General features: G+C 71.0%; 26 protein-coding genes. 9 read left to right on the top strand and 17 right to left on the bottom strand.

Annotation, left to right across the window (positions count from 1 at the left end; translation table 11 throughout):
- Positions 1-65: 65 nt before the first annotated feature.
- From ACIBSW_RS12095 to ACIBSW_RS12035, 13 genes are all read right to left on the bottom strand, one after another.
- Complete coding sequence (locus ACIBSW_RS12095) at positions 66-386, bottom strand: hypothetical protein (RefSeq protein ID WP_354717743.1); 321 nt, start codon at positions 384-386, stop codon at positions 66-68.
- Between the two features lie 83 nt (positions 387-469).
- Positions 470-811: an aroma-sacti cluster domain-containing protein gene (locus ACIBSW_RS12090; protein ID WP_354717745.1), complete on the bottom strand. Its 342-nt coding sequence runs from the start codon at positions 809-811 to the stop codon at positions 470-472.
- Between the two features lie 158 nt (positions 812-969).
- Positions 970-1,581, bottom strand: coding sequence for a GAF domain-containing protein (locus ACIBSW_RS12085; RefSeq protein WP_354717747.1), 612 nt, complete (start codon positions 1,579-1,581; stop codon positions 970-972).
- On the bottom strand, positions 1,562-2,446 hold the full coding sequence (locus ACIBSW_RS12080; protein WP_354717749.1) for a S8 family serine peptidase: 885 nt from the start codon (positions 2,444-2,446) through the stop codon (positions 1,562-1,564). Before ACIBSW_RS12080 ends, ACIBSW_RS12085 begins: the two co-directional genes overlap by 20 nt.
- Entirely contained in the window at positions 2,437-5,349 is a 2,913-nt protein-coding gene (locus tag ACIBSW_RS12075) for an AAA family ATPase (RefSeq protein WP_354717751.1), read from the bottom strand. Before ACIBSW_RS12075 ends, ACIBSW_RS12080 begins: the two co-directional genes overlap by 10 nt.
- On the bottom strand, positions 5,346-5,528 hold the full coding sequence (locus ACIBSW_RS12070; RefSeq protein WP_354717753.1) for an aroma-sacti cluster domain-containing protein: 183 nt from the start codon (positions 5,526-5,528) through the stop codon (positions 5,346-5,348). Before ACIBSW_RS12070 ends, ACIBSW_RS12075 begins: the two co-directional genes overlap by 4 nt.
- Positions 5,529-5,530: 2 nt before the next feature.
- On the bottom strand, positions 5,531-5,806 hold the full coding sequence (locus ACIBSW_RS12065) for a LuxR C-terminal-related transcriptional regulator (protein ID WP_354717754.1): 276 nt from the start codon (positions 5,804-5,806) through the stop codon (positions 5,531-5,533).
- On the bottom strand, positions 5,803-6,744 hold the full coding sequence (locus ACIBSW_RS12060; protein ID WP_354717756.1) for a hypothetical protein: 942 nt from the start codon (positions 6,742-6,744) through the stop codon (positions 5,803-5,805). The genes ACIBSW_RS12065 and ACIBSW_RS12060 overlap by 4 nt, the downstream gene beginning before the upstream one ends.
- Positions 6,745-6,839: 95 nt before the next feature.
- On the bottom strand, positions 6,840-7,607 hold the full coding sequence (locus tag ACIBSW_RS12055; RefSeq protein ID WP_354717758.1) for an AfsR/SARP family transcriptional regulator: 768 nt from the start codon (positions 7,605-7,607) through the stop codon (positions 6,840-6,842).
- Positions 7,608-7,676: 69 nt separating this feature from the next.
- Complete coding sequence (locus tag ACIBSW_RS12050; protein WP_354717914.1) at positions 7,677-8,228, bottom strand: GNAT family protein; 552 nt, start codon at positions 8,226-8,228, stop codon at positions 7,677-7,679.
- A 46-nt stretch (positions 8,229-8,274) separates the two neighbouring features.
- A complete protein-coding gene (locus tag ACIBSW_RS12045; RefSeq protein WP_354717760.1) occupies positions 8,275-10,200 on the bottom strand; it encodes a RiPP maturation radical SAM C-methyltransferase in 1,926 nt (641 codons plus the stop codon).
- Entirely contained in the window at positions 10,187-10,444 is a 258-nt protein-coding gene (locus ACIBSW_RS12040) for a hypothetical protein (RefSeq protein ID WP_354717762.1), read from the bottom strand. Before ACIBSW_RS12040 ends, ACIBSW_RS12045 begins: the two co-directional genes overlap by 14 nt.
- 55 nt (positions 10,445-10,499) lie before the next feature.
- Positions 10,500-13,445, bottom strand: coding sequence for a BTAD domain-containing putative transcriptional regulator (locus tag ACIBSW_RS12035; protein ID WP_354717764.1), 2,946 nt, complete (start codon positions 13,443-13,445; stop codon positions 10,500-10,502).
- 170 nt (positions 13,446-13,615) lie between these two features.
- Here ACIBSW_RS12035 and ACIBSW_RS12030 point away from each other — a divergent pair, with 170 nt between their 5' ends.
- From ACIBSW_RS12030 to ACIBSW_RS12010, 5 genes are all read left to right on the top strand, one after another.
- Positions 13,616-14,680: a cellulose-binding domain-containing protein gene (locus ACIBSW_RS12030; RefSeq protein ID WP_354717766.1), complete on the top strand. Its 1,065-nt coding sequence runs from the start codon at positions 13,616-13,618 to the stop codon at positions 14,678-14,680.
- A 133-nt stretch (positions 14,681-14,813) separates the two neighbouring features.
- Positions 14,814-15,626 carry a hypothetical protein gene (locus ACIBSW_RS12025; RefSeq protein WP_354717768.1) on the top strand — a complete coding sequence of 271 codons (813 nt, stop codon included), beginning with the start codon at positions 14,814-14,816 and terminating at the stop codon, positions 15,624-15,626.
- Between the two features lie 71 nt (positions 15,627-15,697).
- Complete coding sequence (locus ACIBSW_RS12020) at positions 15,698-17,956, top strand: tetratricopeptide repeat protein (protein ID WP_354717770.1); 2,259 nt, start codon at positions 15,698-15,700, stop codon at positions 17,954-17,956.
- A gap of 145 nt (positions 17,957-18,101) precedes the next feature.
- Complete coding sequence (mraY, locus tag ACIBSW_RS12015; RefSeq protein WP_354717772.1) at positions 18,102-19,205, top strand: phospho-N-acetylmuramoyl-pentapeptide-transferase; 1,104 nt, start codon at positions 18,102-18,104, stop codon at positions 19,203-19,205.
- An 87-nt stretch (positions 19,206-19,292) separates the two neighbouring features.
- Positions 19,293-20,108, top strand: a complete 816-nt coding sequence (locus tag ACIBSW_RS12010; RefSeq protein WP_354717774.1) for a hypothetical protein — start codon at positions 19,293-19,295, stop codon at positions 20,106-20,108.
- 1 nt (position 20,109) lies between these two features.
- Here the strand turns inward: ACIBSW_RS12010 and ACIBSW_RS12005 are convergent, their stop codons facing one another.
- The 3 genes from ACIBSW_RS12005 to ACIBSW_RS11995 are packed head-to-tail and all read right to left on the bottom strand — an operon-like array spanning position 20,110 to position 21,796.
- The gene (locus ACIBSW_RS12005) at positions 20,110-20,694 is read right to left on the bottom strand and encodes an NIPSNAP family protein (protein WP_354717776.1); all 585 of its coding nucleotides are present in this window, start codon (positions 20,692-20,694) and stop codon (positions 20,110-20,112) included.
- Positions 20,691-21,116: an Rrf2 family transcriptional regulator gene (locus ACIBSW_RS12000; protein WP_404799305.1), complete on the bottom strand. Its 426-nt coding sequence runs from the start codon at positions 21,114-21,116 to the stop codon at positions 20,691-20,693. The genes ACIBSW_RS12005 and ACIBSW_RS12000 overlap by 4 nt, the downstream gene beginning before the upstream one ends.
- Positions 21,117-21,160: 44 nt before the next feature.
- Positions 21,161-21,796: a hypothetical protein gene (locus ACIBSW_RS11995; protein WP_354717780.1), complete on the bottom strand. Its 636-nt coding sequence runs from the start codon at positions 21,794-21,796 to the stop codon at positions 21,161-21,163.
- A gap of 442 nt (positions 21,797-22,238) precedes the next feature.
- Here ACIBSW_RS11995 and ACIBSW_RS11990 point away from each other — a divergent pair, with 442 nt between their 5' ends.
- From ACIBSW_RS11990 to ACIBSW_RS11980, 3 genes are all read left to right on the top strand, one after another.
- Positions 22,239-22,424, top strand: a complete 186-nt coding sequence (locus ACIBSW_RS11990) for a hypothetical protein (RefSeq protein ID WP_354717782.1) — start codon at positions 22,239-22,241, stop codon at positions 22,422-22,424.
- Between the two features lie 95 nt (positions 22,425-22,519).
- Positions 22,520-23,038 (top strand): SigE family RNA polymerase sigma factor, encoded by a 519-nt coding sequence (locus ACIBSW_RS11985; protein ID WP_354717784.1) that lies wholly within the window; start codon positions 22,520-22,522, stop codon positions 23,036-23,038.
- The gene (locus ACIBSW_RS11980) at positions 23,038-23,628 is read left to right on the top strand and encodes a hypothetical protein (protein WP_354717786.1); all 591 of its coding nucleotides are present in this window, start codon (positions 23,038-23,040) and stop codon (positions 23,626-23,628) included. Before ACIBSW_RS11985 ends, ACIBSW_RS11980 begins: the two co-directional genes overlap by 1 nt.
- A 23-nt stretch (positions 23,629-23,651) precedes the next feature.
- Here ACIBSW_RS11980 and ACIBSW_RS11975 read toward each other — a convergent pair whose 3' ends face one another.
- A complete protein-coding gene (locus ACIBSW_RS11975; protein ID WP_354717788.1) occupies positions 23,652-24,632 on the bottom strand; it encodes a hypothetical protein in 981 nt (326 codons plus the stop codon).
- Between the two features lie 161 nt (positions 24,633-24,793).
- On the opposite strand from ACIBSW_RS11975, the gene ACIBSW_RS11970 reads away from it, so the two are divergent.
- Complete coding sequence (locus ACIBSW_RS11970) at positions 24,794-25,357, top strand: hypothetical protein (protein ID WP_354717790.1); 564 nt, start codon at positions 24,794-24,796, stop codon at positions 25,355-25,357.
- The last annotated feature ends 97 nt before the right edge of the window (positions 25,358-25,454 follow it).

Genomic DNA, 25,454 nt, shown 5'->3' with positions numbered 1-25,454 from the left:
GGTTGGGGCGGTCAGGTTCCGCGATCGGTGGGGAAGGCGGCTGCCTTCCCCACCGTCACCGGTGCTCAGGCGCTGCTGCCGGACCCCCCACCGCCGCCGGTGCAGAGGCAGGCGCACTCGGCCACCGGCGGTAGCGACATGCCCTCGACCTCGGCGGTCTCCTGGGCCCGCGGGCTGTCCCAGCCCATGGCGCGGACCATCGCGCTGGAGAAGCCGCGCTCGTCGAAGCTGTGGCCCTGCACCTCCGGGGAGGTGCGCACGTCGATGAACGCCTGTACCTGCTCCGGGGTCAGGGTGTTGATGATTTCTTCGGTCGCCGGCGAGGCACCGCCGGAGTAGATTCCGTGCCGGCGGAGTTCCTCGACCGGCTTGAATACATCGGTCATGCGAGACTCATTTCCTGAAACGGCCTGAGGAAAGGGCGTGACACCATTTCCGTCCGGGCTTTTCGACGGGCGGGAAAACGCGTTCAGTTGCTGCTGCCGCCGCCACCGCCGGAGCCGGTGCACAGGCAGGCGCACTCGGCGACCGGTGGCAGCGCCATGCCCTCGACCTCGGCACCGACGTGCTCCACCCGGGGCTGGTCCCAGCCCATCGCGCGGGTCATCGCGAGCGCCAGGCTGCCGTCCTCGACGGGCTGGGACTGCACGTCAGCGGCCTCGAGCGCGTCCACGCGCTGCTTGACCTTGATGAACACGTCGACCTGTGGCGGGGTGAGCGTGTTCAGGACCTCCTCGGTCGCGGCCGGCACCGTGGCGCCGATCAGCCCCTGGCGACGGAGTTCGTCGACCGGGCGGTAGACGTCTGTCATGGGAACACCTTTCTCGTTGGCGGATGGCCCGTCATAGCGGGCCGTTTGCCTCTGCGAGAATCATTGTGTTGAGCGGGATCCCGGGTCGACAACCCTGCGAATCTGGGGTCCTTGACATCGCGTTTACATTCTTTTCCCGGGTCGTGTGAAAAAAGGCTTCATGGCCGGTCGAGAAGGTCCACGGAGGCCGCCAGCAAGGTGAGCGCGAGCGGGTCGACGGCCGAGCTCACCGGCCGGCCGGCCCAGCGGGCGACCAGCGACTCCAGCCGCTCGGCGGGACGACCCGCCCGCTCGTGCCGGCGCAGCAGGGCCAGACCCAGCGCCGCCTGGACGGCCACCAGCCCGAGCAGTTCCATGTCGTGCAGTTCCCGCCCGGGCGCCGGCGGCGTCAGGGAGTAGCGGTCCAGGACCTCGAGCACGCCGATGCACTCGCCGTCGGCGATCAGCGGGGCCGCCATGATGGTGCTGGGTACGAAGCCGGTGGAACTGGCGGCGTCGCGGGCGAACTGGTCGGAGCCGTCCAGGTCGTCGGCGATGACCGGCTGGCAGCTCGCGACGACCCAGCTGGCGATGCCGGTACCGGCCGGGAAGCGGGTGCCGATGAGCTGCTCACCGCCCGAACCGGTGACGGCGGCGAAGATCAGCTCGCCGGTGCCGGGGTCGACCATGAATACCGACGAGGCGGCCGCGCCGTAGACGTAGCGAGCGACCTCCACAATGGATTGCAGTAGTTGGCGTTCGGTCACTCCATCAGCGAGGTCCTGCGACATCGGCTCCTGCCTCCTTCACGACGTTGGCGGCACAGTGGTACAGCACGCTCTTGAGCTGGAACGGGGTGAGCCACGGATGCTTGCTCAGGATCCGGGCGCAGATGCCGGCGATGTGCGGGGCGGCGAAGCTGTTGCCGGTGCTGCGCCCCTGTAGCCCTCCCGGCCGCGGCACCGGCACCCGCGCCCCGCGCGCGTGGAAGTCGACCGGCGGGCTGGCGTTGTAGTAGTAGGTCATCGGATCGTCGTCGTCGTGACTGGCGACCGAGACGACCGAGGAGAAGTTCCACGGGTAGCTCTCGACCGGCAGGTTGTGCGCCGACACCACCAGTAGGCACCGGCGGAAGTAGGCCCGGTCGGCGAGTTCGGCCAGCCGCGGCCGGAATTCCGGCCGGGTGGTCGACAGGCTCATGTTGATCACGTCGAAGCCCTGGTCGATGGCGTGGTCGAGCCCGGCGAGCAGCGCGGATCCGCTGCCGAACCTGCCGTCGGTCAGCACTCGCACGGAGGAGATCTCGGCGCCCGGCGCGATGCCGCGGATGATCCCGGCGCAGGCCGTCCCGTGTCCCGCCGTGTCCACCGGCACGCACTCCTCCAGCCGGAGCTGCCCCTCGTCGCCGCTGGCGACCTGCCACCCGCGGGCGATCGGCGCCACCAGCTCGTGGGTGCCGTCGACGCCGCTGTCCAGCACGGCGACCGTGACGCCGCTGCCGTCGGCGCCGCCCCAGGCCCACTCCGCGTCGATACCGGGAAACGCGCTGATCGAGAAGGACTCGCTGCGCGCGGCCGTCGCCGGCATGCTCCACGCGGGCAGCCCCGGGAACTGCAAGGGCCGCCGGCGACGCCACTGCGGTTCGGTCACTGCCATGCCCGGATCCTTCGCAGCGGGAGCAGGGCCCCGATCGCGGCATACCGGTCGGCCGCGAGGCCGGCCAGGGTACGGGCGGCGACGTCGTCACCGCAGCGGCGTTGTGCCATCGCGAGATCGGTCAGGACGTCGGCGCACAGGCAGGCGTCGTCGGTGCGTTCCAGCAGCGCGCGGATCCGTGCGACGTCGACGTCGATGCGCCGGCCGGTACGGGCGCCCGCCAGCACCTCGTTCGCCCCGCTGATGATCCGTCCCCGTAGGTCCATCCGGTCGTGGTCATCGCCGAGCGCGCGGACCTCCGCCATCGCCCGGTCGTCGGGGCCGCGGCGCAGGCGCTCGCGGACCGCCAGCGCCCGCAGGGTCAGCGCGGCCGGGCGGTGCCCGGCGGTCTCCAGCGATCGCGCCGCCGCGGCCAGGTGGCGCTCGGCCCGTTCGTGCTCGCCGGCCAGCGAGGCGACCATCCCGGTGCCCTGCTCGACCAGGACCCCGGTCATCGTCAGCCGCAGATCGTCGGCCGCCCGGCGGGCACCGGCCAGCGCCGCCCAGGCCCGGTCCAGCTCGTCCACCAGGGCGAGCAGTCGCGCCTGGACGACCTGTACCGGCGCGAGCAGGCTGCGGTCGGCGGCGAACAGCAGGGCGACGTCGTCGACGAAGGCGAGCCTCTCCCGGACCGGCATCGGCGACCACTGCGCCAGCTCGCAGATCGCCGCCCGCAGCCGGTCGCTCTCGTAGTCGTCGGCCATCGCCTCGGCGTGTGTGAGCGCGCTGCGCGCCGAACGTTCGGCGTCCAGGAAACGGCCGTCGGCCACCTCCAGGAGCATCCGCACCTGCTGGAGCCGGCTCCAGCCGAGGTGGTCATCCTGCTCCCCGCCCAGCTCCTGCGTCAGTTCGGCCACCGATTCCCCGGCGGGCTCGCCGGCCCGTACCGCCAGCAGCGAGCGGTGGACGCGGTGCAGCCGGTCGGGTGATCCGTCGACCACCTCCCGGGCGCCCGCCAGATCCCCGGCGAGCAGCAGCGCGTCGCTGAGCCGGATGGTCGCCACTCGGCGGTGCGGGTCGTCGTCGCTGGTCGGCAGCCGCTGGGCGCGCCGGAGCAGGTCGAGCGCGGTCGGCAGGTTCCGGCGGCGCAGCGCGAGGGTGCCCTCGGCCAGCAGCACCTCGGCCGCCTTCGCGGCGTACCCGGCCAGCTGCGGGTCGTCGGGGCGCAGGTCGCGCAGCAGGCCCACCACGGCGCCGAGGTGCACGGCCGGGTTGACGTCCTGCTCCGCGAGCCGGCGGTGGAACTCCAGCCGTTCCCGCTTGTCGAGCCGGCCGTAGACCACCCCGTGCACCAGATGCTGCTCGAACCGGTAGCTGCCCGGGCGCGCCCCGGCGAGCACCATCTGCCGGCCGATGAGGTCGTTGAGCAGGTGCGGCGCCGGCGCGCCGCCGAGCACCGCCAGCTGTTCCAGCGTGAAGTCGGTGCCGATCACCGACGCCATCTCCAGCAGCCGGGCGCTGTCGGCGGGCAGCCGGTCGATCATCGCGCCGATCAGCGCGACGATCGACGGCGGTACGTCGCCGGGCGCGTAGCCGAGCGCCAACGTCTCCACCATGAGCTCGGCGTAGAGCGGGTTGCCGGCGCAGTCGTCGACCACCCGGTCGAGTACGTCCATGCTCTGTGCCATGACCTCGGCCGACTCGGTGGCCGTCATCAGGTGGCCGACCAGGTCGACCGTCTCGGGCTGGGACAGCGAGGCGATCTCCAGCAGGCTCCAGGGGACGTCGTCCATCGGCAGCCGGGGCAGCTCGTGCCGCGACACGCAGATCGACAGGACCGGCTGCCCGCGCAGGCTGGTGATCAGGTCGGTGACGATGCCCAGCAGGGCCGGCTCGGCCCAGTGCAGGTCCTCCCAGACCAGCACGGCGGGGCGCGGCGCGATGTGGGCGAGCGCCTCCCGCATCGCCCAGGAGATCTCCTCGAGGCCGGGCCCGGTGCCGCCGTTCACCGGATGCGCGGGGGCGTGGATGAACGACAGCACCTCCAGCAGCCGTCCGCCGCGCACCCCGGCGACGCGGTCGGCCAGTTCGCCGTCGTTGAGCAGGGTGTCCAGCACCTGGCCGAGCGGGCCGTACCCGCCGGGTTCGGCGTGCGGCAGGCACCGCCCCACCGCGGCCAGGGTGCGGCCGTCGCGTCGCCGGATGTGCTCGACGGCGTCGCGGACGAGCCGGCTCTTGCCGACGCCGGGCGGCCCGACGAGCAGCACCGCCCGGGCGTGACCGGCATCGGCCACCTCCCGGAAGGCGGCCAGCAGCCGGGTCCGTTCCGGCTCCCGGTCGACCATCGGCACCCGGGCACGCTCGACCGGCGGCCCGCCGGGCAGGGCGTACGCCCGCCACGCGGGCGTCGGCTCGCGTTTGCCCTTGAGGGTCAGCGGCGGCAGCGGTGCGACGGCCGCGTGCGGCTGGACCAGCCGCGCCATCGTCTCGTTGACGAGGATCTCGCCGGCCGGGGCGGCGCTCTGCAGGCGGGCGGCCAGGTTGACCACGTCGCCGACGATGCGTACGCCGGCCCGGGCCGAATGGGTGACCAGCGCCTCGCCGGCGGCGAGCCCGCAGTGGATGGCGGGATTCACCCCGCCGCTGCCGGCCACCACCAGCCGCGACACCTCGTCCCGCATGCCGAACGCGGCGCTCAACGCGCTGAGGGCGTCGTCCTCCCGGGCGCGTTCCACACCGAACACCGCCATCACCGCGTCGCCGATGAACTTCTCCACCACGCCGCCGTGACGCTCCACGGCGGTGACGCAGATGTCGTAGTAGCTCTCGAGGAACAGTTGCAGCGGCTCGGGGTCGAGGCGCTCGGCAAGGGAGGTCCAGCCCACCAGGTCGGTGAACAGCACCACCACGAGCCGCCGGCTCACAGGAGCTTCAACTCCTGCCCTTCGACCTCCGGCTGCGTCGCCCGGAGCCGCTCTTGCACCTTCACCAGTACCTGGACCTCGTCCTCGGTCAGGGTCGACAGCACCTCACGCTGCGCGTCGGTGAGGAGCTCCACGGGCTGACCCGCTTCCCTGAGGGCTGTGATGGCGTCGAACGACATTGCTACCCACCTCCTGATGACGTGTTGTGCGCGCACTGGCACTGGCACCGGCGCGGCGGCCAGGCCAGGACGGAGAGGTAACCGTGCACGTAGCAGTAGGCGACCAGCTCGGCGCGGTTCTTGCAGCCGTACCGTTCGAGCAGCAGGCTGATCCGCTCGCTGACGGTGTGGGGGCTCAGGTACAGCTCCCGGGCGGCCAGGGTCGTGGTGTAGCCGCGGGCCAGCATCGCGATCAGCCGCAGGTCGCCGTCGGACATGAGCTTGCCGGCCGTCGTCATGCCGCGGCCCTTTCCCGCAGGGCCCGGGTGTGCAGGTCGCTCACCATCGCCGCGGCCAGGAACGTCACGCCGCCCGGCCAGGCCGCCCGGCCCTCGAACCAGAGCCAGTCGCCGTCCGCGTTGACCTCGAGGAAGACCAGGTCGCCCCCGGCGGTCTCGAGCAGGTCGAACGCGCCGTAGCGCAGCCGCCAGGCGGTGGCGAGCCGGTGCACCAGCCGCGCCACCGCGCGGGAGGTCCGGGTGCGGGCGACCACGACCCCGGCCGGGTCGCACCAGATCGCCGCGGGGGAGCTCTTGCGGACGTCGAAGGAGCACATCGCGCCGTCGAGGTAGTAGACGCGCAGCTCGCGGGCGTGGGGCACGTACTGCTGGACGATCACCGGGGTCCGTCCGCCGACCCACCCGGGTGGCTCGTCGCGGCGGCCGACGATCTCGGCGGGGTATGGCTCGGCGTCGTCGGCGAAGTGCGGTCCGACCGCCTTGACCGTGGTCGCGGACGCCGCGCGGCGCAGGGGCGCGGCGGCGGGGTCGGTGGTGACGGTCGTGCGGGGCACCGACACCCCGCGGCGCTCCGCGTCGACGAGCTGGTCGACGTGCCCCGGTTCCCGGCCCGGGAGCGCCACGGCCGCCACGGCGGCGATCTGCCCCAGGAAGGACGACCAGGACCGCAGATCAAAACCGTTTCCCGTGTACGCCCACAGCACCGGCGCGCCGGCGTGCCGGATCCAGGCGACCGTGGGACGGACCCGCCGGTGCCCGACGGTCAGTACGCCGGTCCCGAGCTCCATGGTGATGGTGGTGGTGGACAGCTCCGCGGCCGAGATCCGCACCGTGGGAATCCCGAGCGCGCCGGCGAGCAGGCCCGCCACGGCGTCCAGCTCCCGGCAGGCGCTGGCGTCCACCAGCACGACGGCGGACACCACCCGATCCTGTCCCATGAGCCCACCTCAAGTAGATGACCTTTTCTGAAAGCTAACGACCGTCACTCAGAGGCCGCTCATAGAACACTCATAGTCATGAATGCCCTGGCCGGTCAGGCGACCTCAAGGGGCGCCCAGCGGTCGAGGGCGGGGTCTCCGCGCAGGATGGCGAGTTCGAGGGTCCGCAGATCGGCGCCGGGGGAGATGCCGAGATCGACGTCGAAGCGCACCCGGGCCCGGCGGTAGGCCTCCAGCGCCTCCGCGCTGCGGCCGCTGCGATGCAGGGCGAGCATGTACAGGCTCAGCAACCGCTCCCGCAGCGGATGCTCGGCGACCAGCCGGGGCAGCTCCGCCAGCAGCTCCCGGTGGTGCCCGAGCTCCAGGCCGGCGGCGAAGCGGTCCTCCACCGCCGACATCCGGGCCTCCTCCAGCCCGCGGCACAGCGACTCCAGCGTCCGTGGCGACGCGGTGCCGTGCAGCGCGGGGCCGGACCACAGGCCGAGCGCGTCGTCGAGCACCTCGATGCGGCGACGAGGATCGGCGTCGGACCGGGCCCGGCGCAGCAACTCCCGGAACCGGTACACGTCGAAGTCACGGGCGTCCGCGTGCAGGACGTACCCGGCGCCGGCACCCTCGAGCTCGGCCGACGCCCGGCCCTCGGTGAACACGTTGCGCAGCCGGGACACGATCACGTGCAGCGCGTGCCGGGCCGTGCGCGGAGGGGACTGTGACCAGATCAGATCGGTGAGCCGGTCCACCGGGACGATCTGGTTGAGCTCGAGGGCCACGATGGCGAAGAAGAGACGTTGCTGGCGAGGGCCGAGACACACCCGGCGGCCCTCGTCCCACGCCCCGACCAAGCCCAGCAACTGGAATTCCACGGCGCCAGCATGGGCCGGGGGTTGGATCGACCGCTGAACAGCCGCTGGAACGAAGCCTGGAAACCGCGGTCAGACCGGGCCCGAGGCGCCGGGGTCGGCGCGCAGGAGGCCGTACATCAGCATGTCCCGCCAGGCGCCCTCGCGAAACCGCGCGCCGCGCAGCACACCCTCCCGGCAGAATCCGACCCGTTCCAGCGTGTGCTGCTCGGCGATGTTGTCGGCGTCGGTCTGCGCCTCCAGCCGGTGGGCGAGGGTGCAGCCGAACAGGTGCCGGACGATCGCCTGGTGCGCCAGGGTGCCGATGCCGTGTCCGCGATGCTCCGGAAGCAGCGCGAGCCCGATCTCGTAGCAACCACCGGGCGGGCCGCCACGGTCCTTCGCCTCCCAGCTCGCGATGCCGAACACGGACTCCACGCCGGTACCGGGGTCCTCGCCGACGACCGCGAGCGCCGTGGAGTCGGTACCGACGTACCCGTCCTTCTCCCAGCGCTGGCGCCGGACCCGCGGGTCCCGGAAGCCCGCCCACACGTAGCGCCCGGTGACGCTCGGATCCGAGCCCAGCCGTTCGAGAAAGGACAGATCCCGCTCGCGAAACGGGCGCAGCGTCACCTGATCTTCCATAACCACCCCCGTACGGTAAAAATCTCAGCATCGTCGGTCGGCCCGGTCACCGGATCGCTCCCGCCGGGAGCGCCAGGGCCAGGGCGGACGAGCCGTCGCGGAACATCAGGCCCCGCTCGGCGAACCCGTCGAACGCCTCCTCGATCGCGTCGACGGGCAGCCGGCGACCGATGCGCTCCCGTACCGCGGTCGCCCCGATCGGCCGGTCGACGCAGGCCAGGTATACCTCGGCGAGCTCGCCCTCGAACGTGTACGTGCCCTCCGCCCCGGGCCGGCGGCCGTCGTAGATCTGCAGGTAGCCCGGCGCCGAGAAGTAGGTGAGCGTGGGCGGCGTGGGGCGTTCCCAGGCCTCCCGCCAGGCCGCGGTCGCCGTCCGGACCCCGGCGTACGCCTCGTCCGGGAGCGGGTCGGCGAGCGCGTACTCGAAGAAGTAGGCGACCTTGTCGAGATCGAAGCTCTCCGGATAGACGTACCGGTAACCGCGCTCGGGACCGCGTTCCTTCACGCCGGAGTCGGGATCGGTGAAGAGCGGGCTGAACCGCTCCAGCCAGACCCGGCCGGCGCCCACCGGGGGCCGCAGGTGCACCAGGTGCGGGATGACGTCCGCCTGCCGGCGGTAGTCCTCGGCGGACTCGCCGGGAAAGCCCCAGAGGATGTTCCAGGAGATCACGATGCCGTAGTACTGCCCCCAGCGGAGCACGTTCACGTTCTGCCCGGCGCGCACGCCCTTGCGCATGAGCTCGAGCACCCGGGTGCTCAGTGATTCCAGGCCCGGCTGCAGGTGTGTCACGCCGCCCTGCCGGAGCAGCCTCAGCTGGTCCCGGCTCAGATTGGCCTTCACCTCGTAGAAGATGTCGTACGTGGTGCCCGCGGCGATCAGCTCGGGGAAGAGCTTCGACAGGTACGCGGTGTCCAGGATGTTGTCAACCGCCTCGAACCGGAAGCTGTGGTACCGCCGCGACTGGGTGGCCAGCTCGTCGGCGACCCGGCCCGGCGACTTGGCCCGGAACGCCATGCTGGAGCCGTTGAGCCCGCAGAACGTGCAGTGGTGCTTCGCGCCCCACCAGCAGCCCCGCGCCGACTCGAACGGAATACGGACGGTGCGGCGACCGGCGCGCGGATGGATCCCCAGCGCCTCGGCGTGCGCGAAGTACTCGTCGTAGTTCGGCGACGGCGACTCATCGAGGCGACCGTACGGCGCTCGCGCCGCGCAGGCCGACACCGTGCCGCCGCTGCGGCACACGACGCCGGGCACCGCGCCCGGATCGGCGCCGGTGGCCAGGGCGGCGAGCAGCTCGGGAAAGGCCACGTCGCCCTCGCCGGTCACGGCGTAGTCGATGCAGCCGGCGCGGCGAACGTACTCCTGGCCCATCTCGCCGTCGAAGTTGGCTCCGCCGAACACCGTGACGACGTGCGGGAACTCGCCCTTCAACCGGCGGGCCAGCGCGAACGAGGCGGCGTTCTGCTGGAAGGTGCAACTGAAGCCGACGACGCGGACCTCCTGCCACGGGAACCCGTCGACCAGCTCGTCCAGGTACGCCGGCACGTCGAAGTCCCGGATCCGCAGCAGCTGGTCGCGGCTCACCGTACCGGATTCGCCGGCGAGGTCGAGGCCGGCCGAGACGTCGTCGAGCAGGGCGCCGTCCGGGTCGGGGGCCGCATCGCCGAAGGCCGCCACGGAGAAGAGCCAGTCGCCGATCATGTGCCCGCGCTGCTCGCACAGCGACCGGTAGGTCTCGCCACCGATCCGGTGCGCGAAGTCCAGGTTGGCGTGCAACGTCCGCGCGGCGTATCCGTGCCCGGTGGCGATCGCCTGGAGCAGTCCCAACTGGATCGACGGCCGGTCGGCCACCATGAACGGCATCGACACGATCACCACCGGCCAGGCGGCCCGCTGTGCGGCGGTCGGCGCCGCCTGCGGTGCCGGCCGGGTCAACTCCAGCGGGACCGGCTCGGTATCAGGACGTCTCACAGATGACCGGAGTCGGAGGCGATACCGCCTCGGCAACGGCGCCGGGGGTGAACGACGCCTCGAACTGCTCCCGGATCGACGCCACGGCGCTCTGCACCTCGTCGCCCGCCGATGAGCAGTCGCGGACGGCGCTGCTGCCGGCGGCGAGCGCCGCGGAACCCGCGGCGACGGCCGGGGCGCCCAGGATGGCGCCCACCGCCAGCCCGCTGAGAATGACGCGCGATGCACCAGACCTGTCGGACATCTGTTCCTCCATTGGCCGCGTCCCCGCCGCGGTTCGGACGCTACCACGACGACCGTCAATGCTTGCCCGGTGCGGCCTCCGGGGCGCCAGCCGAACGGTCCATTCTGGTACCCGCCAGATGGTCGAGTTTCGACCGTACGGTGACGGCTTCCGGGTGCCCCAGATCGTCGAAGATCTCGATCGCCTGCTGCCAGACCGCCCGCGCCGCGTCGCCCTCGCCCTCGCCGGAGGCGCGGTGGGTGTCACCGAGCCGCAGCAGCGTCATCGCCACCTGGTACCGGTCGCCCAGGTCGTGCCAGAGGGCGAGCGCCTGCGCGTAACAGGCGGCCGCCTCGTCGTAGTGGCCGAGCTGATGGTGTGCGTAACCGAGGCTGTCCCAGGTGTCGGCGTGACCAGGCCAGTCACCGGAGTCCTCGTGCAGGGCCAGCGACTGGTGGCAGTACTCCAGGGCCTGCTCGTGATAGCCCAGCTGGCTGTGGTACCAGCCCACCCAGTTCAGCGCGTCCGCCTCCCCGGCCGGATCGGCGGCGAGCCGGAACAGCTCCAGCGCCTGCCGGGCCTGCTCCAGCGCCTGCTGGAAGTGGCCCTGGCGCTCGAGGACCCGGCCGAAGTTGAGGTGGATCCGGGCCTGGCCGGGCAGGTCACCCAGCCGTCCGAAGAGCTGGAGGGCCTGCCGGGCGTGCGCGCCGGCCAGCTCCAGCCGGCCCAGCTGGAGATTCGCCAGGTTGAGCAGCCGGTGCGCCTGGGCCTGACCGCCGAGGTCGCCCAGCCGCCCGGCCGCCTGCAGGGCCGCGCCCATCGTCGCCGACCAGTCGTGCCAGTGCCCCTGGTAGTTCAGGAAGGCGGTCATCGTCCAGGCGAGGCGGTACACGTACGTGTCATGACCGGTCGCGGTGGCCAACGTGATCACCGACAGCAGGTTCGGATGGGCCGCGACGAACCAGGCCATCGCGCGGTCCGAGTCGGCGAACTCGACGGTCACCACCGCAGGCGAGGGCGGGTCCACCTCCAGCGGTGCCCGGTACGGGTAGAGCAGCCGGTCGGCGGCGTGCGCGGTGTGCAGATAGTGCTCGAGCATCCGCAGCAGGGCCGCCTCGCGTTCGGCCGCCTCGCCGGGGGCGCGGGCGAGCTCGGCCGCATAGGCGCGCAGCAGGTCGTGGAAGGTGAACCGGCCCGGGGCGCTCTCGTCGATCAGGTGGGCGCTGCAGAGCGCGGCCAGCAGCCGGCGGGCCTCGGGCACCGGCACGCCGGCCAGGCTGGCGGCCGCGGCGACCGAGATGTCCGGCCCCGGATGCAGCCCCAGCAGCCGGAACAGCCGGGCGGCCGGCTCGGCGAGCAGATGGTACGACCAGGACAGCACGGCCCGGGCGTCGACGGTCGCGTCCTCACCCACGAACGCGTCCAGGCCGCCCCGCGCCTGGCCGAGGTCGCCGGCGAGCGCGGCCAGCGAGAACCGCGGCTGGGCCACGGCCCGGGCGGCCACGATGGCCAGCGCCAGCGGCAGCCTCGCCGAGGCGGCGACGATGTCGTCGACCGCCTCCGGCTCCACCTCGACGCGTGGCGGACCGAGCCGCCGCCGCAGCATCTGGCGGCCCTCATCGGCGGTGAGCAGGTCGACCGGAACCGCCGCGGCCCCGGCGGCGACCAGCCCGGACAGCCGGTTGCGACTGGTCACCACGACGAGGCAGCCGGCCGATCCGGGCAGCAGCGGGGTCACCTGGTCGGTGTCCCGGGCGTTGTCCAGCACCACCAGGACCCGGCGCCCGGCGAGCAGGCTGCGGTAGAGGGCCGCCTGCTGCTCGATGGTGGCCGGCACGCGGCGGGCCGGCACGCCGAGCGCGTCGAGAAACCCGCGCAGCGCGTCACCGGGCTCCAGGGCCGAGCGGCTCGGGTCGAAGCCACGGAGATTCACGTAGAGCTGACCGTGCGGGAACCGGCCGCTGATCCGGTGTGCCCAGTGCAATGCCAGCGAGGTCTTTCCCACCCCGGCGGTGCCGGTGACCACGGCGATCACCATTCCGTCGCCGGCGCTACCCCCGCTGCCGTCGGCCAGCGCGTCGAGCCGGCGCAGCTCGTCGACCCGGCCGACGAAGTGCGGCGTCGCGTACGGCAGCTGGGCCGGGACCGGCGCGCTGGGGACGGGCTCCGCGGCGGCCTCGACCGCGGGCCGGCCGGCGACCGGTGCGTCGACCCCGGGATCGTTGGCGAGCAGGCGTTTGTACAGCTCCTGCAGCTCCGCCGACGGGTCGACGCCCAGCTCCTCGCGCAGGTGCCGGGCCAGCGCGTGGAAGGCGGCCAGCGCCTCGCCCCTGCGCCCGCTGCGGTACAACGCGGACATCAGCGATCCCCGCAGGCGTTCCCGCAACGGGTACTCGGCGACCAGGCGGTTCAGCTCCGCGACCAGGTCCTGGTCGTTGCCCATGACGAGGTCGATCTCGATGCGCTCCTCGAGCAGGCTGATCCGGCGCTCCTCGAGACGCGTCCGCTCCGCCTCCAGCGACGGGCTCGCCAGGCCGTCGAACGCCGGGCCGCGCCAGAGCTGTATCGCGGCGCGCAGGGCTTGTAGGGCCCCGGGGATCTCGCCGGCCGCCTTGGCGGCCCGGGCCCGTCCGACCTCCCGGTCGAACACCTCGAGATCGAGGCAACCGGGCGGCAGCGACAGCCGGTATCCGACATCGGACCAGGTCAGCAGCGACGGCGAGCGGACCGAACGGACCGGCTCGAACGCGCGGCGCAGGCCGGAGACGTACTTCTGGACGAGGTTCACCGCGTAGGCCGGCGCGGCCTCACCCCAGACCGCCTCGATCAGCTGCTCGCGGCGCACCGGCCGGTTGGCGTGCAGGGCGAGCAGCGCCAGGACGACCCGCTGCTGGACCGGGCCCAGGGCCAGGCGGGTGTCACCCTGCCAGGCCTGCAACGGGCCGAGGACCTCCACACGCAGCGCCGGGCCCGCCGGGACGCGGGCCGGCGTCCCCTCGTGATCCTCGTCCGGCGCACCCAAGGCCGCCCTCCCTGCATCGACGATGTCCACAGTCTACGAACGATCCAGACCATTCCAGCCGTCGAGCGACTCCACTCTGGCCGAAACTTGCCGAAACCGATTTCGTAAGTCAGAGTGAGGCGCAATAAATGGATGACTATCGATTCAATCCAGTCCGGAAGGAGACCGGGATGCTGCAACGGGTACGCCGTACCGTCGTGGTCGCGCTCGCCACCGTCGCCGCCGGAGCGGCGATCGGCGGGGTGACGTCCGCGCAGGCCGCCGCGGCGGGCTGCCGGGTGAGCTACACCGTCGGCAGCCAGTGGGGCGGTGGATTCAACGCCGATGTCGCCGTGACCAACCTCGGCGACCCCCTCACCGGCTGGACCCTGCGGTGGTCGTTCACCGCCGGTCAGGCGGTGACGCAGGCATGGAACGCGGTAACCACGCAGAGCGGCTCCACGGTCACGGCCGTCAATGCCGCCTGGAACGCGAACCTCGCCACCAACGGCACCGCGACGTTCGGCTTCAACGGTTCATGGAACAACGGCGGCAACCCGGTGCCGGCGAGCTTCACCCTGAACGGAGTCGTCTGCACCGGCGCCACCACGCCGGGACCCACCGCCACGCCGACCACCCCGCCGACCTCCTCGCCGCCCACGTCCACACCGCCGCACCGCACCGTGCGCGCCTACTGGCTGCGGCCCACCGACGTTCCGTACGACCAGCGGTACGTCGACGGCATCGCCACCGTGATGCGCGAGGCCCAGCGCTACTACCGGCAGGAACTCGGCAAGACGTTCACCCTCAACAACCCGGTCGTCGAGGTCGTCAACGGCGACCACCCCCGCTCGTGGTACGAGAACACGCCGAACGGCAACGAGTGCTACTGGTGGGTCGTCTTCAACATGCAGCAGGAGCTCCTGCGCAAACTCTCCCTGCGCGCGCCGGACAGCCGCTGGATCAACGTCGGCGAGATCAGCGCCGAGGCCTCCTGCTCCGGCGGCGGGGGAGGCGGCGGCTGGGTCATCCTCAGCGGCCACGACGCCGACGGCGCGGCCGGCATCAACGGCCCGATGAACCGCTGGTACGGCGGCATGGTCCACGAACTCGGGCACGCCTTCGGCCTGCCGGACTCGACCTCGACCGACGGCACCCCGATGTCCGCCTCCTTCTACAGCTACCCGAACACGCACTTCAGCCAGGCGCAGAAGCAGGGCATCCTGAACGGCCCGTACGGCAGTTTCCTGTCCTGACCCGGAGACCAGGGAATCGGCGGCCCGGGGGATGCCCGGGTCCGCCGATCTACTGAGTGTCCACGACTCACGCGTGTCCAATCCGTCGCTATCGTGTTGTTTCCACCAAATAGCCACGGAACCAGGGGATCCCATGACGAAGCTGCGGATCGGCCTTCACCCGACTCCTTCCGAGTACAAGCGGTGGCTGCCCAAGCTGCCCACCCCGTGGTTCACGCGGGTGTTCCACTCCGGAGGCAAGGGCCTGCCGTCCTACGACGCGATCTCCGGCCTGCCGGACCGCACGATCCGGCACATCAGCTACAAGGACCGGGTCGGCCCGGCCGCGATCACCGCGTTCCTCGACTCCATCCCGGCCCGGACCAAGGTGTGGCTGACCTGGCATCACGAGGGCGACATCGACTGGGCCGACGACATCGACGGCTACGTCGGCTACTGGAAGCTGCTGCGCCGGACGGTCGACGCCCACCCGGCCCGGCCGAACGTCACCCTGATCAACGTGCACACCCTGTACGCCTCGCGGTACAAGCGCCGCGAGATGGACTGGCGCCGGTTCATGCTGCCGGACCTCGCCGACGTCGACAGCTGGGACTGTTACCGGTCCGCCGGCGTCAACGCCTACGAGGCTCCCGAGGCCCTGCTCGGCCTGCCCATCGCGGCGCGACACGAGTTCGGCGTGCGCACCCACATCACCGAGTTCGGCACCCACCCGACCGACTGGGACACCGACGGCCGCTGGCAGGCCACGTGGTACCGCGAGGCGTGCGCCTACCTGGACCGGGCCGGCGTGGAAGCGGTCGGATTCTGGTGCAACGCCGACGGTCAGTTCGACTACCGGCCGACCAAGCCGCGGGTGCTCGAGGAGTGGAGGGCGCTGATGAACCACTACAACTCACCCGCTGCGGTGGCCCCGACCAGCCCGGTGAAACGCTTGATGACCGCGTAGTAGTTCCACGGCGCGGGTCGCGCACTGTCAGAATCAGGCCATCAGCCTGTGGCGACAGGAGGAGTACGCCGGTGTCGACACACTCTCCTGACTGGCCGACGTCAATGGAGAATCCCGCGCAAGGACTGGACGTCAGGATCGCCCAGGGGTGGCAGGTAGGTGATCACAATACTCAGCACAACCACTTTCACGGCCTGAATGCGATCTCGTGGCCGCACCGCATCGGTGCCCTGCCACCTCTGGCAGATCGCCGCCTTGACCGTCAGGCCGACCACGCTCTTGCCGCTGCCGGAGCAGGGTGCCAGGTTCTCTCGGGCTTGGGCGGGGTCGGCAAGACGCAACTTGCTGCCGACCTGGCCCACCGGCTGTGGGACCAAAAGAGCGTAGATCTTCTGGTATGGGCGAACGCAACGTCCCGCACCAATGTCGTAGCCCGCTTCGTACAGGCTGCCTTTGACATTCTCGGCATCGAGGATCCAGACCCGATCCACGCAGCAGAACGGTTCGTCGCCTGGCTGGCCGGCACCGATCGTCGATGGCTGATCGTATTCGACGACCTCGCCGATCCAGCCGATTTGAATGGCCTGTGGCCACCCACCGCACCGACGGGGCGCACCGTTGTGACCACCCGCCGCCGTGATACGGCCCTGCTCGCCGGGCGGCACCTGATCGACGTCGGCGTGTTCACACCGACCGAGGCCGACCGGTACCTGCGCGACAAACTCGGAGATCAACCCGAGAGGTTGACCGATGCTGATGCCCTCGCGGCCGATCTCGGCTGTCTGCCGCTCGCGCTGGCCCAGGCCGCCGCCTACATCACCGACCGGGGCCTGGACTGCGCCGGCTACCGCCGTCGCCTGGCCGACCAGCGGCGGCAGTTGCCCGATCTCGCGCCGGACGTGCTACCGGACGAACACCGAGCCTCGGTAGCAGCGACCTGGACGATTTCGATCAACACGGCCGACCGGTTGCCGCCCAAGGGAGCGGCGAGGCAACTGCTGCAGCTGGCCGCGATGCTGGATCCGAACTCGATACCTCTCACCGTGTTCAGCACTGACTCGGCCACCGGCTACTGCGCCCGATATCGGGGCGTGCCGTGCGACGCCGACGATGCCCTGGACGGGATCCGGCTGCTGCAGCGGTTCAACCTGGCCACCGTCGACGACGCCGCAGGCATCGTGCGGGTGCACGCCTTGGTGCAACGCGCCGTACGCGAAGACATGGACTCGGCCCGCCGTTGCATGGCGGCGAACAGCGCTGCGGATGCCCTCCTGCAAGTGCCGATCGTCGCCCAGCACGAAAGAACATTCGCGCAACTGCTGTGGTCCAATACCGCGGTGCTGCGCACGGTCGCCGGGACATGTCTCGTGGACCCCGTCACGGGCGTACACCCGATCCTCGTCCGCGCCGCTCACCTCATCGGTAATACAGGTCAGGAAACCACCGCGCTCGATTACGTCCGCCAACTTCATCCAACCGTCGCAGCGAGCCTCGGCGACACCCATCCAGATGTTCTGGTGATTCGCAAATGGATCGCCTACTGGACCGGACACGCCGGCCACTGGGCCGACGCCAGGGACGCCTACAAGGAGCTGCTCCCTGACGTCGTCGAGGTCCTGGGAGCCTCGAACCCGGAGGCCTTCGATGTCCGTCTCAGTATCGCGTGGTGGCAGAGTATGGCGGGCGACGCCGCAGGCGCGGTCGACGCGCTCAGCGAACTCCTTGCCGACCAAGCACTCATCCAGGGCCCGGAACACATCGACACCCTTCGGACCCGGACGCAGCTGGCTCGTTGCCGTGGCCAGGCCAATGACCCGAGCGGTGCCGTCGCCGAACTGGTGGAACTCTTCGCCGTTCAGACAAGGGTCCTGGGCCCCGACGATGTCTACACCCTTATCACCCGGAACAACATCGCCCGCTACCGCGGTGAGGCAGGAGACATAGCCGGCGCTCTCGCTGAAACCCAGGAGGTCGTAAACGCGCGTTCACGGACCCTCGGCCCAGACCATCCACACACCCTCGCCAGCAGGGAGGGTGCCGCCATCTGGCAATGGAAGTCTGGTGCCCGAGACAGCGCTACCGCAGCACTCAAATCGCTTCTCGATGACAGGGTTCGAATTCTAGGAGCCGATCACCATCACACCCTGCTCACTCGCCACAAGCTTGCCCGTTGGCGAGCCGAGATCGGAGACTCCGACAGTGCCGTCGCGGCATTCCAACAGCTATTCGCAGATCAGGTGCGCGTACTCGGCCCTGACCACCCCGAGACCCTGGCCACCGAGGCTGAACTCGCGCACCTACCGAAACGGGCCGCCGATCCGGCCGAATAGACCGTCAAAGGCGTCCTAGCGCGGCGGATCCAGGCTGTGGGGTCTCGGTCTGCCCGGTTGCGGTCGGATGGCAAGATCCGCCCGTGATCGATGACGCTGACTTGTCCGACGCCATGACCAGTCCGGATCTCACGGAGGCCCGCCCGTGAGGGCGGTCATCGTCGCGGCGGCGGTCGCGTTCGTCGTCTCCCTGTTCGGCACGCCGGTGGCGATCCGGGTCTTCACCGCGCTCAAGGCCGGACAGCCGATCCGTTCCCTCGGGCTCGCCTCGAACGAGGGCAAGACGGGCACCCCCGCGATGGGTGGCGTCGTGTTCATCGTGGCGACCCTCCTCGCGTACGTCGCCGGGCACTTGGCGCTGACCACGCTGCCCAAGCGGCAGATCGCGCAGGAGTTGCCGACCATGACGGCCCTCGTCCTGCTCGGCCTGTTCGTCTTCTGTGGGGCGATCGGCTTCGTCGACGACTTCCTCAAGGTGCGCCGGCGTAACTCCGACGGCCTGTCCGCACGGGTCAAGCTGCTCGGCCAGGCGATCGTCGGCGGCGGGTTCGGTGTCGCCGCGCTCTACGAGGCGAGTACCAACGGACAGACCGTGGCCAGCGAGCACATCTCGTTCATCCGGGACATCAGCTGGCTGGACGTCGGCAAGGTCGGCTCGGTGATCGTGTTCGTCTTCGTGATCACGGCGATGTCGAACGGCGTGAACCTCACCGACGGGCTCGACGGCCTGGCCACCGGCGCGTCGACCCTGGTGCTCGGCGCGTACGCGCTGATCGGGTACTGGCAGTACCGGCACTGGTGCGCCGACGAGACGTACGCCCGCGCGAACGACTACTGCTACCAGGTCCGCGATCCCCTGGAGATCGCCATGATCGCGGCCGCGGCGGCCGGCGCCTGCGTGGGCTTCCTGTGGTGGAACACCTCCCCGGCGCGGATCTTCATGGGTGACGTGGGCGCGCTCGGGCTCGGCGCCCTGATCGGCGGGCTCGCGGTGGCGACCCGGACCACGCTGCTCTCGATCCTGATCGGCGGGCTCTTCTTCATCATCACGGTCACCTGGGTGATCCAGATCGTGTCGTTCCGGACCACCGGCAGACGTGTCTTCCGGATGGTGCCGCTGCACCACCACTTCGAGCTGGCCGGGTGGAGCGAGGCCAACATCGTGGTCCGATTCTGGATCGTGGCCGGCGTCTGCGTGGCGGTCGGCCTGGGCCTGTTCTACTCGGATTTCCTGGCGGCCGTCGGATAGGCCACCGAACGTCAGGGCAGTTACAAGCATCGATCACCTGGTAACGTCGACGCCCGCAATCATCCATAAAGGATCTACGGGGGATCGATGTCGAGGATGCGAGTACTGGCCGCCCTTGTCGTCACGGCGGTCGTCGGGGTGATGCTGCCCGCGGCGGCGGCCTCGGCCGCGACGCCGCTGCGGGCGAACATCTCCTGCGACGCGGAGACCGGCGAGATCTCCACCTGGGTCTCCGGCACGTTGTTCGCGCCGGGCCCGGCCAAGCCGGTGGCCGTCGAGTTCCAGCGCCGCACCGGCGTGCGGGTGACGGCCACCGCCAAGACGACCCTGTCGCCGATGGCGCAGCCCTTCAAGGTCACCGCCACGTCCACGACCGCGGGCGACATCAGCGCGGTCGGCTACACCGGCGCCTTCGACCCGGTGACCGCGCTCTTCTACCGCGAGCAGCTGACCGTGACCTTCAAGGACCCGGCGACCGGCGCCTACTACACCACCCGCGAGGCCACCTGCGACTACGATCAGCGGACCACGGTGGCGCTCACCTGCGACCCGGTGGCCGGGACCGTGACCGCCGTCGTCAACGGCGTCAACGGTAGGGCGGGCGACACGATGGGCGGCGGGTCCGCGTCGCGGGTCTCCTACCACATCGTGACGATCAGCCAGGCGCGGCCGAACGAGCCCGGCTTCCGCGGCGAGTCGCTCGGCGGCGCGTGGGACGTCGAGCACCGGGTGACCAAGGCCGCCGACGGCAGCTGGGCCGACACGGGTTACGTGCACACGATCACCAGCAACCCGTATCGCTACGCCGAAGAGGTGACGGTCGGCGTCTTCGACGCGTACGGCGCCCGCGTCGGCACCGCCACCGGTGCGTGCACCCTGTTCGACGGTTCGCAGACTCCCTGAGTCAGCGAAGGCTGGAGCGCTCAGTCGGGGAGAGGCGGAGGTGTTCGGTCCTCGTCACCTCCGCCGGGACGTCCACGTGCAGGGGTGACCGGGTGAGCCACAGGAGAGCGTGCTCACCCTCGCGGACCGGCAGCGCGGGGAAGTCGTTCGCGGCGTACTCGGTTCGCAGCACCGCCACGGTATCCGGCGGGCGCGCGGCGGGGTCGGGGAACGGGCCGGACCAGTACCAGATCGTCGCGTGCAGGATCGAAGCCGGGCCGGCGTCGCCGCGGTCGGACACCGGGACCGCGACGATCTCGCGGAGCAGCAGGACGTCGTCGGAGTCGAGCATCGTGGCGTTCGCGGCCGGCCCGTGCTCGGCCCACACCGGGCCGGTGTAGAAGGCGGTCAGGCCGGCGCGGCGTGAGCGCATGTCGGGGAATCCGCGCAGCCAGACGAACTGGTCGGGCCGGTCGAGATCGCGGAACTGGCCCAGTACCGCCATGCCCAGCTTCTCCTGGGTCTCGACGAATTCGCGGTCGAACAGGTCGATCAGCTCGTCGCGGCGGCCCTCGCGCAGGGCGTAGCGGCGCAGTTCGACGATCACGTCAGGATCCTTTCGAGGACGTCGTGGATGCTCCGGCGCGCCAGCTCCGCCCGGAACGCGTTCGTGGCGTCCTCGTAGAGGTCGGTCAGCACGGGCCGGATCCCGTTTCCGACCGGGCACTGAAGGTTGGGCTCGGAATGGTGGAGAGCGAGCAGCGGCTCCGGTGAGACGGCGAGCCAGACGTCCAGCAGGGTGATCTCGGTCGCCGGTCGCCCGAGGGAGAAGCCCGCGCCGTTGCCGCGGCGCGCGGTCACCAGGCCGGCCCGCTGCAGGTCGCCGAGGCTGCGCCGGACGATGACCGGGTTGGTGTTGACGCTGGCCGCCACCTCTTCGGAGGTGAGGACGTCGCGGCCCCGCCGACGGGCGAGCTCCAGCCACGCCAAGGCGTGAGCCGCGATCGTCACTCTGCTGTTGGCCGCCACTGCGCCAGTGTCGTCCAACCGCCTCGCGAAAGCAACAATCTTTGTTACATCGGTTGTCCGGTGACGGGGGTCGCGCAGACGGTCACATCCGTCTGCTCGCCGGCGGCCAGGCCCGCCTCGCAGAGCCGGCCGCCGTCCTCGCGCAGGTCGAGGTAGAAGCGGGTGGCCTCGCCCTCCTGCCTGAGGCCGTGGATGCGCTCGTCGATGTAACCGAGGTCGTTGAGGGTCTCGCGGACCTTGGCGGGGGTGGGCTTCGAGACCGCCTGCAGCGCCTCGATGATGCGCTGTTCGTGCTGGACGCTCAGGCACCGATCGCGGTCGTTCAACTCCGTCTCGGGCCCGGTCGGGGCGGCGGGCTCGATCGGGTCGGTCGGGGGAGTCTCGCCGGGGGCGAGGCTGTGCTGCCCGACCGGACCGGTCGGCTTCTTGGCGGTCGGTCGCGGCGCGGCCCCGGCGGTGGAAGGGCACGGCTGCGCGACCTCGTCGAGCATCGCCGCGAACGCCGCCTGCTCGGGCGACGCCGATGCGGCAATCGCCTCGGCGTCGACGCTCCCGCCCGGCCCGCCGCCACTCGGCTGGCCGCCGGCGCAGCCGGAGAGCGCCAGAGCGGCAAGGGTGGCGACTGCCAGGACGCGGCCGCGGTGGGTGAGAGCGCCGTTGAACGCGGGGAAATGTGTCATGCACGGAGTCTCCGGTCCGCGCCCGGCACCCCGCATGAGCATGCCTGCTCAGGTAATCGGACGCCCGGACTGAGTACTGGCCTCAACGTCCGGAGTGGATGGTGGCCGGCGCGGGAACTTCTCGAGATTTCTTTTGGCCGGCGGCAACCTGCGGGCCGTGTATCGCATGTACCCGGGTGTAAGCGAAGAGCGCCACGATCCGGGGGACCCTGAAATGCCTGCACGTCACCGTCTTCTGCTGCCCGTCACCGCCATCCTGTTCGGACTCGCCGCGTGCAGTTCCACACCGAATCCCGCTCCGCTCTCGGCCGCTCCGCCCTCAGCTGCTCCCGCCCCAGCCTCATCCGCTCCGGCCCCGGCCACTTCGCGGGCCACGGAGGTCGGCTGTCCCTCGGCGAAGACCCTCGAGGAACTGGTCGACCTGCCGAAGGGCTGGCACTTCGTGCCGTCGAGCGTGGAGTGCTGGAAGAGCTGGGCGACGGCCGACCCGGAGGGTCCGACCCCCGGCGACGGCGTCTACCTGTTCCACTACAAGACCGGCACGGGATGGCGGTACCACAGCCAGGGCAGCGGATACGACTGCGCGGATCTGGGGATCACCGCCGGTGACCCGCCGTTCTGCCACTGACCGTGACGGCGGTGACCGGTGCGGCGCGCTGGTCCGCACCCGCTACGGTGTGCGGCCTGGACGAATCTTCGGCACAGGAGGAGCGCGGGCGGCGCATGTCGAACTCCGTTGACGATCTCTTCTGCGACTTCGTCCGGACCAGGTCGCCCGCGCTGCTGCGGACGGCGTTTCTGCTGACCGGTGACCGGCACCTGGCCGAGGACCTGGTCCAGGACGCGCTGGCCCGCACCCACCGGGGCCGGCACCGGCTTGGCGATCCCGGACACTTCGAGGCGTACGCCCGAACGGCCATGTACCACCAGCATGTGAGCCTGTGGCGACGGCGCAAGCTTGCCGAGTTCATGCCGGGCGAACTGGCCGACGTGGTCCAGCCCGGCAGCGACCACGCGCGCCGTACCGATCTGAAGCTCGCCTTGCATGAGGTCCTCGCCCAGCTCACCCGGCGGCAACGTGCCGTGCTGGTGTTGCGGTTCTTCGAGGACCGCAGCGAGTCCGAGGCCGCGGACCTCCTGCACTGCTCGGTCGGCACGATCAAGAGCCAGACCAGCAAGGCACTGGCCCGCATCCGGAAGATGGCACCCGAGCTGCTCTCGGCCGTGCTGGAGGACGCCTGATGACCGACGACTTCGGGCCACTGCGCCAGGCCATGTCCGACCTGGCCGAGCACGGCGGCGGCACCGACCTGTACGAACGATCCCTGCGCAAGTCGCGGCAGTCGCAACGGCGTACGGCGGCCGCCGCGGGTGCGGCGGTGACGTTCGCCGTCACCGGCACGGTCGCGGTCGTCTTCGCCGGCGTCGACGGGCCGGGTCCGTCGGCGCTGGCGACGAGTCGGGCGCCGCAACCGAGCGTCACCACGACTTCGGCGGCACCCACCGCCGCACCGACCTCCGCGTCACCGAGCACGAAACCGCCGTCATCGCCACGGACCAGCAGCCGTCCCGCCACATCCGGCTGTCCCACCGCGAAGACCCTCGAAGGGCTGGCCGACCTGCCGAAGGGCTGGCATTTCGTGCCGTCGAGCGTGAAGTGCTGGAACGGCTGGGCGACGGCCGACCCGGAGGGCCCGACGCCCGGCGACGGCATCTACCTGTTCCACTACAAGACCGGCACGGGATGGCGGTACCACAGCCAGGGCAGCGGATACGACTGCGCGGATCTGGGGATCACCGTCGGTGACCCGCCGTTCTGCCAGCTGGACTAGGGATCGCAGCTGCCGGAGCCCGGCTACGGCCGGGTGCTGCCGCGCCGCTGCGCCGGCCCGCGACGGTTCCGGTCGTGGCCTGAAGTGCGCTGTCGTGGCTCGCTGTTGGCCAGGGCGCGCTGCCGCAGCTCGTCGGCGGCCTCAGGATCACCGAGCGCGGCGGCTCGGCGGTACCAGGCGAGTGCGCCGCGGTGGTCGTCCAGCTCGTCGCAGGCCACCGCCGCGCAGTAGGCGGATTGCCCGTCGAGGTTCTCGGCATCGGCCTCCCACGCGGTCAACGCCTGCCGGTACCGGCGTTTCGCCTCGCGGAGGTCACCCGCCTCCTCCAGCTCGATCGCGAGGTTGTACGCACAGTAGGCGTGACCGCTGTCTGCGCCGGCCACCCACATCACCAGTGCCTCCGGGCTACGCCCGGTTCGACCCAGTAGCAGGGCGAGGTCGTTGCGTGACTCGAGGTCGCCGCAGGCGACAGCCACCCGGTACCAGTATTCGGCCTCGTCGTCGTCGCCCGCGCACTCGTGTCGATCGGCGAGGACACTTGCGCTGATGGCGTGACCGCCCTCCGCCGCGGCGACGAGCAGGGGCCGCGCCTCCTCGTAGCGCTCTGTGCGGACGAGCAGGTGGGCGAGCCAGGCCCCGCCCAGATGGTCGCCGCCCGAGGCCGCCGCCCGGAACCAGCGCTCGGCCGCCTCATCCTCGCCGCGTTTCTCGTACAGCACCGCGGCGTTGCGGGCGCCGAAGACGTCCCCGGCCTCCGCCGCGGCCACGAAGAACGTCAGCGCCTCCTGTTCACGACCCGCCTCGTGGAGGAATGCCCCGAGGTTGTTCAGCGCCTGCGGATCACCGGCGCTCGCCGCCACCCGGTGCCAGCGCTCCGCCTGAGCGTCGTCGCCCACCTGCTCCAATTCCAGGGCCAGGTTGTACGCGTCGACGAGGTCGCCCCGCAGCGCCCCGGCCTGCAACCGCTGGATCTTGCGACGCTGCGCCTTCGGAAAGCGTTTCATGCTCGCACCGACATGGTCCGCGCCGACCGGACACCCGCGGCAGCGGCTTGCCGGATCATGAAGACACCTGGCTCACGTTGCGCATGATGCCGCACAGCGGTACCGGAGACAACAGCGCGGCGTGCTTGTGCCGGGCAGGTAGGCATTCCATGATCAAGCTGATGGGGAAGCACAACGCCCGCGGCGGAGGTCTGGTGCCGCTGGTCCAGGTCGTGGTGGTGCTGGCCCTGCTCGGCGCGGCGTATGCCGCCCACGTCTGGGTGGCACCGCGGATTCTTCGTCTGGTCTGCCAGGCGACGGACTGTGCACCCCGTGCCGTCGCGGTGGCCGGCTGGGCGACGATCGCCGCCGTTCCCGCCGCGATCGGCCTGGTCGTTCTGGCGGACCGCTACACCGACGGATGGCGGCACTGGCTCACCATCGCGATGGCGGCGCTGCTCGCGGCCCCGGGCGTCTGGCTGATACCGGGTCGCCGTGACAGCGGGTACGCCTGGGACGCCTTCGCGGACGCGCCTGGTCTGGACACCTACCGCGCGGGCGTGCACCTCGCCCGCACGGTCCTTGTCGTCGCCGGACTTCTCTACGGGATATGTAGCCTGCTCGCGTTGTTCGCCGAATCGACCCATCCCGCCCGGCATCGTTGCTACGTACTGGCCGGGCGGACCGTGATCGGCCTCGCGGGTGCCGGAAGCCTCGCCGCATTGCTGGTCTGGCCTCCCGCATGACAGGCGCAGCCGCGAGGCGGGTGATGCTCGTGTGGCCCTCTGCGCGCAACAGCTCTTCAAGGCGAGAGGGCGACCGGTTTAGCCGTCCGGCGGCCGG

The organism is Actinoplanes sp. NPDC049668 (genome assembly GCF_044465445.1).
Lineage (GTDB): Bacteria > Actinomycetota > Actinomycetes > Mycobacteriales > Micromonosporaceae > Actinoplanes.
This window is presented reverse-complemented; position numbering and strand designations above follow the sequence as displayed.